At 68.8% G+C, this 12875-nt stretch carries 17 protein-coding genes; 10 read left to right on the forward strand and 7 right to left on the reverse strand.

Annotated elements, in window-relative coordinates:
* Positions 1-52 precede the first annotated feature (52 nt).
* The 4 genes from OHU89_RS52860 to OHU89_RS52875 form a co-directional block, all read right to left on the reverse strand.
* Positions 53-631, reverse strand: coding sequence for a TetR/AcrR family transcriptional regulator (locus OHU89_RS52860; protein WP_266900395.1), 579 nt, complete (start codon positions 629-631; stop codon positions 53-55).
* Positions 632-735: 104 nt separating this feature from the next.
* The gene (locus OHU89_RS52865) at positions 736-1113 is read right to left on the reverse strand and encodes a fic family toxin-antitoxin system, toxin component (protein ID WP_331737307.1); all 378 of its coding nucleotides are present in this window, start codon (positions 1111-1113) and stop codon (positions 736-738) included.
* Positions 1113-1352 carry a hypothetical protein gene (locus tag OHU89_RS52870; protein WP_331737310.1) on the reverse strand — a complete coding sequence of 80 codons (240 nt, stop codon included), beginning with the start codon at positions 1350-1352 and terminating at the stop codon, positions 1113-1115. The genes OHU89_RS52865 and OHU89_RS52870 overlap by 1 nt, the downstream gene beginning before the upstream one ends.
* Before the next feature lie 219 nt (positions 1353-1571).
* Entirely contained in the window at positions 1572-1910 is a 339-nt protein-coding gene (locus OHU89_RS52875; RefSeq protein WP_405655191.1) for a DUF6009 family protein, read from the reverse strand.
* A gap of 327 nt (positions 1911-2237) precedes the next feature.
* Here OHU89_RS52875 and OHU89_RS52880 point away from each other — a divergent pair, with 327 nt between their 5' ends.
* The 8 genes from OHU89_RS52880 to OHU89_RS52915 all read left to right on the forward strand — a co-directional run bounded on the left by OHU89_RS52880 (position 2238) and on the right by OHU89_RS52915 (position 7757).
* Positions 2238-2465: a hypothetical protein gene (locus OHU89_RS52880; protein ID WP_331737312.1), complete on the forward strand. Its 228-nt coding sequence runs from the start codon at positions 2238-2240 to the stop codon at positions 2463-2465.
* Between the two features lie 119 nt (positions 2466-2584).
* On the forward strand, positions 2585-2932 hold the full coding sequence (locus tag OHU89_RS52885; RefSeq protein ID WP_331737315.1) for a hypothetical protein: 348 nt from the start codon (positions 2585-2587) through the stop codon (positions 2930-2932).
* Positions 2933-2934: 2 nt separating this feature from the next.
* Positions 2935-3606, forward strand: coding sequence for a nucleotidyl transferase AbiEii/AbiGii toxin family protein (locus tag OHU89_RS52890; RefSeq protein WP_331737792.1), 672 nt, complete (start codon positions 2935-2937; stop codon positions 3604-3606).
* Positions 3607-4060: 454 nt separating this feature from the next.
* Positions 4061-5266 carry an FAD-dependent oxidoreductase gene (locus tag OHU89_RS52895; RefSeq protein WP_331737317.1) on the forward strand — a complete coding sequence of 402 codons (1206 nt, stop codon included), beginning with the start codon at positions 4061-4063 and terminating at the stop codon, positions 5264-5266.
* Between the two features lie 33 nt (positions 5267-5299).
* Entirely contained in the window at positions 5300-6199 is a 900-nt protein-coding gene (locus OHU89_RS52900) for an RNA polymerase sigma-70 factor (protein ID WP_331737319.1), read from the forward strand.
* Positions 6200-6375: 176 nt separating this feature from the next.
* On the forward strand, positions 6376-7209 hold the full coding sequence (locus OHU89_RS52905) for an NAD(P)H-binding protein (protein ID WP_331737320.1): 834 nt from the start codon (positions 6376-6378) through the stop codon (positions 7207-7209).
* An 82-nt stretch (positions 7210-7291) separates the two neighbouring features.
* Positions 7292-7423 (forward strand): hypothetical protein, encoded by a 132-nt coding sequence (locus tag OHU89_RS52910; RefSeq protein WP_331737321.1) that lies wholly within the window; start codon positions 7292-7294, stop codon positions 7421-7423.
* A gap of 61 nt (positions 7424-7484) precedes the next feature.
* Positions 7485-7757, forward strand: a complete 273-nt coding sequence (locus OHU89_RS52915; protein WP_331737322.1) for an NAD(P)H-binding protein — start codon at positions 7485-7487, stop codon at positions 7755-7757.
* A 56-nt stretch (positions 7758-7813) separates the two neighbouring features.
* On the opposite strand, the gene OHU89_RS52920 is transcribed toward OHU89_RS52915, so the two are convergent.
* The 3 genes from OHU89_RS52920 to OHU89_RS52930 form a co-directional block, all read right to left on the reverse strand.
* The gene (locus tag OHU89_RS52920) at positions 7814-8719 is read right to left on the reverse strand and encodes an aromatic prenyltransferase (protein ID WP_331737325.1); all 906 of its coding nucleotides are present in this window, start codon (positions 8717-8719) and stop codon (positions 7814-7816) included.
* Between the two features lie 96 nt (positions 8720-8815).
* Positions 8816-9139 carry a 2Fe-2S iron-sulfur cluster-binding protein gene (locus OHU89_RS52925; RefSeq protein ID WP_266900234.1) on the reverse strand — a complete coding sequence of 108 codons (324 nt, stop codon included), beginning with the start codon at positions 9137-9139 and terminating at the stop codon, positions 8816-8818.
* A 239-nt stretch (positions 9140-9378) separates the two neighbouring features.
* The gene (locus OHU89_RS52930) at positions 9379-10296 is read right to left on the reverse strand and encodes a LysR family transcriptional regulator (RefSeq protein WP_331737328.1); all 918 of its coding nucleotides are present in this window, start codon (positions 10294-10296) and stop codon (positions 9379-9381) included.
* A gap of 198 nt (positions 10297-10494) precedes the next feature.
* On the opposite strand from OHU89_RS52930, the gene OHU89_RS52935 reads away from it, so the two are divergent.
* Both OHU89_RS52935 and OHU89_RS52940 read left to right on the forward strand, forming a co-directional pair.
* A complete protein-coding gene (locus OHU89_RS52935; protein WP_331737331.1) occupies positions 10495-11796 on the forward strand; it encodes a cytochrome ubiquinol oxidase subunit I in 1302 nt (433 codons plus the stop codon).
* Between the two features lie 17 nt (positions 11797-11813).
* Positions 11814-12860 (forward strand): cytochrome d ubiquinol oxidase subunit II, encoded by a 1047-nt coding sequence (locus OHU89_RS52940; protein WP_331737333.1) that lies wholly within the window; start codon positions 11814-11816, stop codon positions 12858-12860.
* The last annotated feature ends 15 nt before the right edge of the window (positions 12861-12875 follow it).

Here is a 12875-nt window from a genome sequence, read left to right on the forward strand (position 1 = left end):
CACGGGAAATCGAGGTGTGTGGGAGTGAGTGGGATGGCCCAGTGGTGGGTGCTCAGGGGGTGGGGGTGGTTGGCCAGTTGCGTAGGAGGGTGTCGAGGGCTTCCAGGATGCGGGTCCAGGTTTCCTGGGTGTCGGGGGCGCTGTGGCTGAAGCCACCGCCCATTTCCAGGCTGATGTAGCCGTGGAAGGTGCTGCCCAGGAGGCGGACGGCGTGGGTCTGGTCGGGTTCTGTCAGGTCGTAGCCGCGAAGGATCGCCCGGGTCATCTGGGCGTGTCTGGCGCCGGCGCTGGCTGCGGCGGCTTCTGGGGTAAGGCGTAGTTGGGCTGCGGCGTAGCGGCCGGGGTGTTCGTGGGCGTAGTCGCGGTAGACGTCGGCCAGGGCGGTGAGGGCGTCTTTTCCGGCTCGGCCGGCGAGGGCGGTGGTGCCTCGGTCGGCGAGTTCTTCCAGGGCGAGGAGGGCGATCCTGGTCTTGAGGTCGTGGGAGTTCTTCACGTGCGAGTACAGACTCGCGACCTTGACGTCGAAGTGTCTGGCGAGCGCGGAGACGGTGACCTGGTCGAAGCCGACCTCGTCGGCGAGGTCTGCGCCGGCTTGTGTGAGGCGTTGTGCGGTCAGTCCTGCGCGCGCCATGGATCTTGGCCTCTCGATACCGGGTGCCGGCTGGTTCGGTGAGGTCATTTTGTGTTTGCCTAACGGGCTTGGGCAAACAGCTGTTGTGCTTTGGTAGTCGGCGCTCAGGTGGCCGTGGGCCAGGTGCGTAGCAGGGTGGCGATCTTTGAGGTGGTGCAGGCGGGGTCGCGGAGGAGGTCTCGTAGGGCGATCGCGTCGCTGCGGGTCGGCTTGAGCGGGATGCCTGAGGCCTCGAGGTACATGACGCCGGTTGCAGCGGCGACGGCCATGTTGGAGCGCTCCAGCCAGCGACAGCGGCCGAGGACGTGGATGAGGGCGGCGGCGCGGGCGTAGGGGCCGTCGTAGACCGGCTGGTCCAGAAGCTCGGCTTTGTGGGCGGCTACCGCGGCGACCGGGATGCCGTAGTCGTCGGGGGCGGGGTCGCGGGCGCCGGCGATCTCGGCGACCTGCAGGATCCAGGGGACGTCGATGTACAGGTCCATTACGCGGCGTGGGCCCCCGGGGCGGTGTGGTCGGCGTCCTCGGTCTCGTCGAAGATCGTCTGGTGTTCGTCGAGGAAGCGGCGGGCGGCGTCGAGGCCGCGGGCGCGCAGGCCGTCGGTGTCCTCGCGGACGAGTTCGGCGATGTAGTCGCCGACGCTCAGGCCGCGGTCCTTGGCTCGGGCTTTGGCGAGTTCGACGACCTCGTCGTCGACGCGGGCACCCAGTTGCGTCTTTGCCATAGGAGCATGGTAACAGTTGTTACCATGCTTGACGGTAGGAGTGCGGCATCGCTGCTTCCGCGGCCAGGGCAGGCGTGGCGGGTCGCCGATCGAGTCAGCAGCGTTGTCCATGTTCTGGGTCTGGCTATTACGGCGTAATAGCTTGCGAGGATGGACAGTTCGGGAGCTTTTGATGGTTCTATGACTGTCTTCCAAGCTCGGACTACGGCGCTGCCGACGCTATGGGGGCTGGGCCGCGTTGGGAGCGAGGGTTTTTGGCGTGGGGCTCTTGGGTTCGATCGTGCGGGGGTCCACTGCCTCGCCGGAAGCCCCCTCGCGGTAGAGGCCGTTGGGGAGGGTGTCCCGGTCGTGTGAGAGGAGGAAGAAGACCCGCCGCTTGTAGAAGCCGCAGTCGGGGCGGCAGTGCAGGCACGGATCCACGCCTTCCGCGAGCGCCCGTATCGCCTCCTCCCGTGGGACGCCCTTGGACCGCTTGCCTGCCATGTGACAGCCGCCGACATGTACGTACACCGGCGGGGCGTGATGGCCGATGCTCTGCTCGATCAGCCAGTCCGGCACCAACGGCCGGGCCTCGATACCGTGCCGCCGCTCAGCCTCACGGCGTTCCTCATCGAAGGTCCTCCGCCGGGTACGGGCGAGATCCCGATCCAGGAAAACGGAGCAAGACCAGCTTCGACGGACTTGAATCGTGGGCACGTTCGATTACGGGCGGTAGCCTGACCCGCGCAGCCCGGGAGGCACCGTGGACCGCATGAACCTCGACGAGCTGATCGAGCAGGCCAGTGTCGACGTGGGCGCGCGTTCGACTCCCCCGCCCGGCAGCAGGTACGCGCCCGGATCGCCGCCCGGCCCGCGTATCCCTGCGCCGTCTGCCAGAAGGGCGGCTTGACGGCCCGTGTCCGTACCACCAGCCACGGGGCCCGCTGGCTGGATCTGTGCCTGAGCCACGGCCTGGCCGTGCTCGAGCCCTCGCCGCGGATGCCGACCACGATGGAGGGAATCCGCATCGACCTGCACGAGGCGCTCACCCAGGCCGCGGCCGAGACGGGCAGGACATCCGGTCAGGGGTACGGGATACCTCGTCTTCATGACCAGATCCACACTCTGCGTTGAGCTATCGCATGCACCACCTGGCATCACCGACAGAGTCACGGCGTTGCGGCTAGGCTCGCCTGTGTGGGGCTCCGCCTTGTCACCGGTCTGCCCCATGGATTCGGCAGGAAGACGAGGCCATGAGCGAAAAGTCGTCGAGCGCCGCCGGAGCGTCTCGCTGGGCGCCGGCCCCGGAGCAGCTGCCCGACGACTTGGCTGAACTCGCCGGCCCCACCGAGGGCACCGTCTTCCTCCCGCTCCATCTGGCGTGGTCGGGGCTGCGCACATTTGATCTTGGTGATGAGAAACTGCTGCTCGCCATGTACCGGATCGTCCTTCTGAATGGCAAATATGAGGATTACATCCGCTACCTCGACGCCGCGCAGCTGATCGCGCACTGGCCAGTGCTGCGCAAAATGCTGGGCCGCGGTGTACGCACCGTGTGGGAGGCCCGCTTCGCGCCCCTGCGGCCGGCGGCCGCCGCGTGACACTGTCCAACCTGCCTGACCATCACCGTCGTCTGCTGGCAGACGCACTGACCGCTGGGCGGCCTTTCGGGCTTGCGCTGATGGGAGGCTACGCCGTCCAGGCTCACGGCCTCGTTCACCGGCCGAGTCAGGACCTCGACTTTGCCACGGAGCATCCGGCAGCGATGAGTCAGATCATCGAGCAGGTGACGCGCAGCCTGAGCGAGCGAGGCTGGCACGTGAGCGTCGTCGAGATCGCTCCGCTCAAGGCCCGCTTCCTCGCCACCGATCCGGCCACCGGATCGGCGTGTGAAGTGGACCTTCTCAAAGAGGTGCTCTGGAGCCCACCAGTCCTGCTGGACATCGGCCCGGTTCTCGACCTGGACGATCTGATCGGCACCAAAGTGCGCGCGCTGGGAGACCGCGGTCTGGCTCGTGACGCAATCGACGTCCATGCCGCCCGTCACCGCTACAGCACAGGAGAGCTGGAAAGCCTGGCTGGACGACGCCCGGAGGAGTTCGACCTGCAAGAGCTACATGACCGGCTGGAAAGCCTGGAATGGATCAGCGACTTGGAGTTCGAGGCCTACGGACTGGACACTGCTGCCATCACTGAGCTGCGCAACTGGGCACAGAACTGGCTGGATGACCTTGCACAACGGCTCGCTGAACCATACGCAGAGCCGGACGAGTAATCCCCGCCATCGGACAGTGTCCCGCCCAGGACACCCTCCACAACGCCTTGGGGATGTCCTGGCGGACACCGCCGGGCGGGAGATTGCTCGCTTACTCCGCGTCTGCCGCTCCCGGTACGCCGGTGCGGTTCGGCGAACCGTCCGAGCGCTTCCCCAAGCGCTGGACCGTGATGACGTGAGTTGACGGCGAGCCGCTGGACCACGGCTCGATCAGCCGTTTCTCTGCACCGCAGCAGGATTCACGATCATCTGACCACTAAGGATCACCAACAGAGTCACGGCATTGACCCCAGGCTCAGTCCCGGGTGCCGATGACGGCGCCGGTGGCGTCCCGGTGGTCGGGCCGGAATCCGTCCGGACGGCCACGCCTTCGAAGTGAGTTGGCTCACATGGTGTCACAGGGGTCGATGCGGCGGTGTCTTGTGCTCGAACCGCTTGCTACGAGGGAGACAGCATGGCTGAGAACACCGATGTGGTCGTGATCGGCGGCGGGTACGCCGGCGTCATGGCGGCCAATCGCCTGACGCAGCGCGACGACGTGACCGTCACGCTGATCAACCCGCGCCCGACCTTCGTCCACCGGGTCCGCCTGCACCAGCTGGTGGGCGGGACCGGCGCCGCCGTCGTCGACTACCGGGAGGTCCTGGCGGAAGGCGTCCGGCTGGTGGTCGACAGCGTGACGCGGATCGACGCGGCCGGGCGCCATGTGGAGCTGGCGAGCGGTGGTGCGGCCGGCTACGACTACCTGGTCTACGCGGTGGGCAGTGGCAGCGCCGACCCGCAGGTGCCCGGAGCGCCCGAGTTCGCCTACCCGATCGCCACCCTGGAGGAGGCGGAGCGGCTGCGGCCGGTCCTCGACTCCGTGCCCGCGACGGCCGCGGTGACGGTGGTCGGAGCCGGGCCCGCCGGCATCGAGACGGCCGCCGAACTGGCCGAGCAGGGCCGTACCGTCACCCTGGTCTGCGGCGGTGTGCTCGGCCCGTACCTTCACACCCGGGGCCGGCGTTCGGTGGCCGGGCGGCTCGCGGCACTGGGAGTGAGCGTGCTCGATGGCTCCGAGGCCAAGGTGACGGCGGTGACCCGCGATGCCGTGCGGCTCGCCGACGGCCGGGAGCTGCCGAGCGCGGTGACCGTCTGGACCGCCGGCTTCGGCGTGCCGGATCTGGCCGCGCGCAGCGGGCTGAGCACCGATGCCCTGGGCCGTCTGCTCACCGACGAGACGCTGACCAGCGTGGATGACGACCGCATCGTCGCGGCCGGCGACTCGGCGGCACCGTCGGGCCTGCCGCTGCGGATGAGTTGCCAGGCCGCGATGCCGCTGGGTGCGCGGGCCGCCGACACGGTGCTCAGCCGGTTGACCAAGAAGCAGCCTGAGACCCTCAACCAGTCGTTCGGAGCGCAGTGCATCAGCCTGGGCCGGGGCACCGGCATCTTCCAGTTCGGCAACAGGTCCGACGTCGCGGTGTGGTTCCACATCGACGGTCGCCTCGGCGCGAAGATGAAGGAGACCGTGTGCAAGGGCATCGTGAAGCACCTGGCCGATGAGGCGCACAAGCCCGGTGGGTACCGACTGCATCGCGTGAAGGGGGGCGCCGGCCGCCAGAAGGCGCTGGAGGCCCTGCGCGCAGGGGCGCCGGTCGACGTCGAACGGGTTTGCTAGGTGCGGGCCGGACGAGGCGGAGATGATCAGGACATGCGTGATGCTCACGCCGTTGACCAGGCGACCGAGACGTTCGTCGCCCACCGCAATCTGCTCTTCACCGTCGCGTACGAGATGCTCGGCTCGGCGGCCGATGCCGAGGACGTCCTGCAGGAGACCTGGCTGCGGTGGGTCGAGGTCGACCTGGAGCAGGTGCGCGACCAGCGCGCGTACCTGATCCGGATCACGACCCGGCAGGCGCTCAACCGGCTGCGCACGATGTCGCGGCGCAAGGAGTCGTACGTGGGACCGTGGCTGCCGGAGCCGCTGCTGACCGCGCCAGACGTGGCCCAGAACGTCGAACTCGCCGAGAGTGTGTCGATGGCGGTGATGCTCGTCCTGGAGACGTTGTCGCCGACCGAGCGGGCCGTGTTCGTGCTGCGCGAAGTCTTCGACGTTGGCTACGACGAGATCGCGGCGGCGGTCGACAAGACCCCGGCGGCCGTCCGCCAGATCGCCCACCGGGCCCGCCGGCATGTGGATGCCCGGCGCCCCCGCGAGGTGGTTTCCCAGAGCCAGACGGGGGCGGCTTTGGAGTCGTTCTTGCGGGCGCTGGAGAGCGGGGACCTACAGGGTCTGCTCGATGTGCTCGCGCCTGACGTCGTCTACATGGGCGAGGGCGGCGGCGTGAAGCACGCCGCACCGCGGCCGATCGTCGGCGCCGACAAGGTGGCCCGCCTCTTGGTCGGCGGCCTCGGTAAGAGCACGATCCCGATCGCCTTCGGCCCCACCGTGGTCAACGGCAGCCCGGCGCTGGTGATCCACATGGACGGTGAGCTGGACGGCATCATGGCAGCGCGCGTCGAGGCCGGCCGCATCACCGGCCTCTACGTCGTCCGCAACCCCGAGAAACTGTCCCGCGTCGAATCCGAGACCCCGCTCGCCCTGCGATGAACTCCCAGTGGCGGATCAGCCACTTGAGGATCAGGCGTATCGAGCGGGAGTCCCTGGCCGCGCCGGCATGCCGATGGGCCTGGCGCACGGCTCGGCCGTGACGTCTTCCCGCAATACGAACCGCAACCATCCACCGCGCAAGATCGACTACCGACACACCATCGAGGGGTTCAGTCATGATCCTGATCACCGGGGCCACTGGCGTCGTCGGCCGGGAAACCGTCCGCCTCCTGGTCGAGGGGGGAGCGAAAGTCGCCGCTGTCACCCGCGACCCGCACGCCGAATTCCCTACGGGTACACAGCTCGTCCACCCCGCGAAGGTTCCCGCCATCGACGGTGTGGAGGCCATCCTGCTCAGTCCGCGTGCCGCCGGATCCAGTGCTGTCGACCTGTTGGCCCGCGCTCGCGAGACGGGCGCGGCCAGGGTGGTCGTGCTGTCCGCCGTGACCGTGCAGTACCCGGCCGGGCACGAGCGCTTCCGGCAGCAGTTCCACGCGGTCGAGGAAATCGCCAAGGGGAGCGGCCTGGACTGGACGATCCTGCGCTGCGCCGATTTCGCCGCCAACACGCTGGCCTGGGCCGGGCAGGTCCGGGCGACCGGGACGGTGCGGGGGGCGTACCCGCACGCGAGGACCTCGACCGTCGACGAGCGTGACATCGCTGCGGTGGCCGCCCTCGCCCTGACCCACCCGCAGCACCGCGGTCAGACGTACCTGCTCACCGGAGAGCAGTCGCTGAGCCAGCCGGAGAAGGTCGCCGCGCTCGGCGCGGCGCTCGACCGGACACTGTCGTTCGTCGAGGCCGCGCCGGACGAGATCCGCCGCAGCCTGCTCGCCGCCGGTCTGCCTGACGAGGTACCCGACCGGCTGCTCGGCTCGTTGGCCGACTACGCCCGCGAGGCTGGGCCCACCACCGACACCGTGCGGCGGCTGCTGGGCCGCCCGGCACGCACGTACGCCGCCTGGGCGCAGGACCACCGTGCCGGCTTCACCGCAGGAGGACCCCGATGAAACTCACGATCGTGGCCGCCACCGGCGGTATCGGGGGCACCTGGTCGAGCAGGCGGTAGCCGACGGGCATGACGTCAGCGCCGTGGTCCGCCGCCCACGTGAGCTGCCGGATGGCGTGCGGACGGTCGCCGTCGACCTCACCCGACCCGACATGCGGACGCTCGCCGCGGTGGTACGCGGCGCCGACGCCGTACTGTCCGCGCTCGGTCCGTGAAACCCGCGCGCGGACGCGGGCATCACCTTGCGTGGCACCCGCGCGATCGTCGCGGCAATGCATGCCGAGCACGCGTCCGGCGGATCATCATCGTCAGCGCCGCACCCGTCGGACCGGTGCCGGTTCCCGGCCAGTCGACGCCACCTTGGCACGATCGCGGCGACGGCTTCTTCCTCTGCGCGACAGCGGACTGGAATGGACGGTGTCGCGCCCGCCCAAGCTCACCGACAGGCCCCTGACCGGCAGGTACGGGACCGAGTGGAGCCGCAACATCCGGGGCGGGTTCTCCGTGCCACGCGGCGACGTCGCGCCCACCACATGCTCGCCATGGTGAACCAGCCGGACACCATCGAGCAGGTCGTCGGAATCGCGAACTACTGTTGGCTTTCGTCAGCTTGCGGATCGGATGCGGTCGTGGGCCGTTGAGGCCAGCTGGTGGTACGTCGCCAGCTTGTAGTACTCCTCGCTGGCGGACAGGGCGCCCGCGTAGACGAGGACGCGGTCGCCGTCGTACGTGTACGGGGCGTTGGCGGCGAACTCGCCGAGCTTCGGCTCGATGCGGGCGGGCAGGGCCCTCGGGTCCGTGGTGCGGGTGGAGAAGCTGAGGCGTTCGACCTTGGTGGAGTCCCAGCCGAAGGTGGGGTACAGCGCCGACGAGGTCTCGATGAAGGCCAGGAGCTGCTCGTTGGGCTCCGGGAGGCCGAACTCGCGGATCAGGGACAGGGCCGACTCGCGCTCGACGTGTTCGGGGGACAGGCCGTTGAAGTAGAGGTTCCAGGTGCGGCGCGTGTAGTCGATCGCTATCGCGGACACCTTGTTGTCCAGGCCGTGGGCGGTGAACGTGCGCAGGTGCTCGAGCAGGCCGCTGGGTATGGAGGGCAGCTGCTCCGCGAGGCGGGCCGGGTCCTGGAGGTCGCTCAGCGGGAAGAAGACGTAGGCCTTGCTGAAGCCGCCGGTGATGCGGTGGTCCACGCCGTAGGACTGGGTCGGGAACCTGTCCTGGATGTCCGCGAAGAGGGTGCGGATGGGGTGGTCCGTGTCGTCGACCAGGCCGTGGATCAGGGCGCGGGTGTAGGGGTCACCGGCGGCGGTGGGCACCGTGAAGTCGAAGGAGAGGTCTCCGATGTGTCCGCCGCTGGTCACCATGTTGAAGACGACGCTGCCGTCGGCGAGTACGTCCTGGAACGCGGTGAGGGCCGGCCACATGGCGTCGCGTGAGCAGGCCACGCCCAGGAGGGCCGCCGCTTCCTCCACGGCCGCGTACAGGCGGTTTATGTCGGCGTCTCCGGACGTCATCAGGCCCCCAGGTGTGTCGGTGGAACGGTGGTCCTCCGCAGTTTCCGTCCCTCGCCTTGGCCGGGGCTGGATGGTGAGTTGACTCCGACTTGGGCGTCAGTTCTGGCGTTCGGGGGTGTGGACGATCAGGCCGTCCATCGCCTCGGTGACCTTCAGGCGGCAGCTGAGGCGGCTGGTGGGGCGGCGGGGGCAGACGGTGTACTCGAGCATGTGGTTCTCGTCGGGGCGCGGGGGTTCCGCTTTGTCGAGGGTGGTCTCGTCGACGTAGACGTGGCAGGTCGCGCACTGCATGTTGCCGCCGCACTGGGCGACGATGCCTTCGACGTCGTTGAGTTCGGCGGCGCGCATGACGCTGGTGCCGACGGGGACGTCGAGGGTGCGTTCGGTGCCGCCGGCGGAGATGTACGTGATCTTGGGCATGGTGGACCCCTCGGGAGCGCTTGGCCGCGTGCGGGGTGCGGTGAGGCACCGGTTCCGGTGGAGCGGCCGTTGAAGAGGCGTGGAGGATCGCTTGAGAGTCGGTGGGGACGCGACACCTCTCCGGCTCTTCTGCTCGCCGCCGCGCGTGGGCCGTCGGGACGGCCGGCGCGGGGCGGGGAAGGGCAGTGAACGTACCAGAGGACTTTGGGCGGGCCAAGTCCAGTTCTGCTTGAGGATCGCTAGGACTTGGGTCGGCGGGGGTCCGGTAGGCGGTGGGTCATGAAGGGGCGGGCCGTGATGAACTCGCGGAATTTCAGGGCGGCTTCGGAGAGGTAGGCGTCGCGGCGCCAGACCAGGGTGAGGACGCGGTGGCAGGCGGGGGCGTCCAGGTGGACCCAGGCGACCGGGACGCGGGTGTCGGTGCCGGCCTGGCGGGACATCGCCGGGATGAGGCCGATGCCGAGGCCCGCGCTGATGAGGACCTGGCTGGCGCCGGGTTCGTCGCCCTCGCAGGAGATCACCGGGGTGCGGCCCTCGGAGGCGAACAGGCGGTCCAGGAGGGCGCGTTGCCAGTGGCTCTTGCGGGTGGTGACGAAGGGCTCGTCGGCGATCTCGGGGATCGTCACGCTGTCGCGTCCGTCCAGCCAGTGACCTCGGGGAACGGCCAGCAGGACTTCTTCCCGGGTGAGTTCGAGGGAGTCGAGGTGGGGGTCGGTCAGGTGTTGCGAGGCGACGCAGAAGTCGACCTCACCGACGCGTAGCTGGCGTTCCATCTCCTCGGCGTTGGACTGGAAGAGGCGTACGTCGGCGCGGGGGTGGGCCAGGCGGAAGCTGCCGAGAACCGTGGTGATGGTCAGCAGGGTCTCGCAGGCGATGCCGACCCGGCCGAGGCCCAGGTCGCCGGCCTCGCGGACGGCTCTGACGCCGTCGTCGAGCTCGCTGAGGGTGCGGTCGACGTGGCGCAGGAACATCGTGCCGCCGGCGTTGAGTTTGATGCCGCGGCCGTGGCGCTCGAAGAGCGGGGAGCCCAACTCGGCCTCGAGTCGCGCGATAGTGCGGCTGAGCGAGGGTTGTGCAATGCCCAGTTCCTCCGCGGCGCGGCTCATGTGCTCGAAACGGGCGACGGTCTGGAAGTAGCGCAACTGCAGCAGATCCACGGTCCACCTTCACCTATACCTGTTGAGGCATCGTCACATGGCAAAACCGGTCTTGGAAATGCATGAGTGTTTTTCTCTACCGTCTTTCCGGGGCCACCGCACAGGTGGCGGGCTACCACGCCCGGTGCCTGTACACGCGACGCGAGGGCCCCGCACTTATGTCCTTCTCCCGCCGCCCTCCCTCAGGAAGGTCGCACCATGAGCGCTGCGGAGCTGGCCCGACTCCAGTTCGCGGCCACCACCGGTGTCCACTGGCTGTTCGTGATCCTCACCATGGGGCTCGTCCCCCTGGTGGCCTTCATGCACACCCGGGCCGCGTACACCCGTGATCCCGCCAAGAAGGCTGTCCGTGAGCGCATGACGCGCTTCTGGGGGCAGCTCTACGTCATCAACTACGCCGTCGGTATCGTCACCGGCCTCGTCATGGAGTTCCAGTTCGGCTTGAGCTGGAGCGGACTGAGCAAGTTCGCCGGGAACGTCTTCGGCGCGCCCCTGGCTCTGGAGACCCTCATCGCGTTCTTCGCCGAGTCCACCTTCCTCGGAATGTGGATCTTCGGATGGGGGCGGCTGCGGCGCGGCGTGCATGTCACGCTGATCTGGCTGGTCGCCCTGACCGCGTACGCCTCCGCGTACTGGATCCTGATCGCCAACGGCTTCATGCAGCACCCGGTCGGTTATGAAGTGCGCGGCGGTGTCGCCTACCTGACCGACTTCGGGGCGCTGCTGACCAACGAGATGGCGCTGGTCGCCCTCGGTCACATCGTGCTGGCCGCGCTGACGACGGGCGGTCTGTTCGTCGCCGGGGTCAGCGCCTTCCACTTCCTTCGGGGGACGAAGGAGACGGAGCTGTTCCGCTCCTCGCTGCGGCTGGGGACATGGGTGGCCATGCTCTCCTCGTTCTTCGTCGTCGTCGTGGGTGAGCTGCAGCGTCCCGTCATCGAGCGGACGCAGCCGATGAAGAATGCCGTGCTGGAGAACTCCGGGGTCGCCGAGGTCCAGCAGCGGATGGTGGAGCAGTTCGGTCCCGGCGACTATGTGCCGCCGGAGGGCTGGATCCATCTGTCGATGAACGTGATGACGATCCTCGGCAACACGATCTCGACGATCACCTTCATCGCCGTCTTCCTGCTGTGGAAGGACCGGCTGGTGCGGTGGCGTCCGATGGCCTGGCTGATGGTGGCGGTGATCCCGTTCGCCTTCCTCGCCTCGGTGGCCGGCTGGGTGGTGCGTGAGGTGGGGCGTCAGCCCTGGATCGTCTACGGCCATCTGACGGTCGAGGACGCGCTGTCCCATGTCAGCAGGGCCTCGTTGATCGTGTCCTGCACGGTGTTCATCGCCATCTTCGTGGGGCTCGCGGTGACGAACTGGACGCTGATCGCCCGGTACGCCGTACGCGGTCCGGACGCCACCCAGCTCGGAGTCACCGAGCCGCTTCCCGAGGATCTGCCCGAGCAGCCCACGGGCGGCGCCGACGACAAACGGCCGGTCCCGGCTTTCTAGAGGGAGAGTTGAGCGAGATGTCTCTGGAGATCGCCTGGTTGGGCCTGCTGGGCCTGCTGCTCGCCGGGTACTTCGTGCTCGGTGGTTATGACTACGGCGCACAGATGCTGCACCCCTTCCTCCGCGACGCGCGCACGGAGGCGCGCACGGAGGCGTGGCAGGCCGAGAGGGCCTCGGGTGGCAATGCCGCGCTGGACGCCATCGCGCCGTTCTTCCTCGGCAACGAGGTGTGGCTGGTGGCCTTCGCCGGCGTGATGTTCGGTGCCTTCCCGCATCTGGAGGGCACCCTGCTGTCCGGGCTGTATCCGCTGATCGTGGCGATTCTGGCCGGGCTGGTGCTCGGCAACGCGGCGGTGCAGCTGCGCCGGCGGGCCCGTGGGGCTCGTGGCCGGCGGGTGTGGGACGCGCTCGTCGTGTTCGGCGGTGCGGTGCCCGCGCTGTGCTGGGGGCTGGTGGTGGGGCTGCTGCTGCACGGGGTGCCGCGGCGGGCCGACGGAAGCTTCCACGTCGGGTTCGGTGAGGTGTTCTCGCCGTTCGTGCTGGTGTGCGGCATCGCCACGATCCTGCTCTTCGCCGCGCACGGCGCGGGCTTCGTCGCCATCCGGTCGGAGCCCGAAATGGCCGTGAGGGCACGGGAGTTGGGTGCCCGGCTGCTGGTGGCCGCCGGGGCTGCGGCAGGCGTCGCGCTGCTGCTCACGTTCTTCGGCTCGGGTGCCTCGATGACCAATCGCGGGGTGTCGGGGGTCATCGCCGGGGCCCTCCTGCTGGCGCTCGGGGTCGCCTGGTGGTCCTTCACCGGCGGGCATCAGGTGCGGGCGTTCGCGGCGACCTGCTGTGCGACCGCGCTGCCGGTGCTGCTGGTGGGGGCGGGGCACTACCCGTATCTGCTGATCAGTTCGGCAGGGCACGGTCTCGACATCCATCACGCCGTCACCGACGACGCCACCTTGAAGATCCTCAGCGCGTTCGGGGTGCTGGTGGTGCCGACGATCCTCGCGTACCAGGCGTGGAGCTGGTGGGCGTTCCGCGGCCGTACGGGCCTTCGCCACCCCAGCTACTTCTGAGCCACGGCCGTAGCG

Origin of the sequence: Streptomyces sp. NBC_00019 (assembly GCF_045041015.1) — a bacterium.
Classification (GTDB): Bacteria; Actinomycetota; Actinomycetes; order Streptomycetales; family Streptomycetaceae; genus Streptomyces.

Excerpts from the sequence above, each read along its gene's own strand:
- OHU89_RS52870 (WP_331737310.1), bottom strand. The coding sequence starts at position 1,352 with ATGGCAAAGACGCAACTGGGTGCCCGCGTCGACGACGAGGTCGTCGAA.
- OHU89_RS52905 (WP_331737320.1), top strand. The coding sequence starts at position 6,376 with ATGATCCTGATCACCGGGGCCACTGGCGTCGTCGGCCGGGAAACCGTC.
- OHU89_RS52935 (WP_331737331.1), top strand. The coding sequence starts at position 10,495 with ATGAGCGCTGCGGAGCTGGCCCGACTCCAGTTCGCGGCCACCACCGGT.
- OHU89_RS52900 (WP_331737319.1), top strand. The coding sequence starts at position 5,300 with ATGCGTGATGCTCACGCCGTTGACCAGGCGACCGAGACGTTCGTCGCC.
- OHU89_RS52920 (WP_331737325.1), bottom strand. The coding sequence starts at position 8,719 with ATGACGTCCGGAGACGCCGACATAAACCGCCTGTACGCGGCCGTGGAG.
- OHU89_RS52865 (WP_331737307.1), bottom strand. The coding sequence starts at position 1,113 with ATGGACCTGTACATCGACGTCCCCTGGATCCTGCAGGTCGCCGAGATC.
- OHU89_RS52895 (WP_331737317.1), top strand. The coding sequence starts at position 4,061 with ATGGCTGAGAACACCGATGTGGTCGTGATCGGCGGCGGGTACGCCGGC.
- OHU89_RS52915 (WP_331737322.1), top strand. The coding sequence starts at position 7,485 with ATGCCGAGCACGCGTCCGGCGGATCATCATCGTCAGCGCCGCACCCGT.
- OHU89_RS52940 (WP_331737333.1), top strand. The coding sequence starts at position 11,814 with ATGTCTCTGGAGATCGCCTGGTTGGGCCTGCTGGGCCTGCTGCTCGCC.
- OHU89_RS52925 (WP_266900234.1), bottom strand. The coding sequence starts at position 9,139 with ATGCCCAAGATCACGTACATCTCCGCCGGCGGCACCGAACGCACCCTC.
- OHU89_RS52860 (WP_266900395.1), bottom strand. The coding sequence starts at position 631 with ATGGCGCGCGCAGGACTGACCGCACAACGCCTCACACAAGCCGGCGCA.
- OHU89_RS52885 (WP_331737315.1), top strand. The coding sequence starts at position 2,585 with ATGAGCGAAAAGTCGTCGAGCGCCGCCGGAGCGTCTCGCTGGGCGCCG.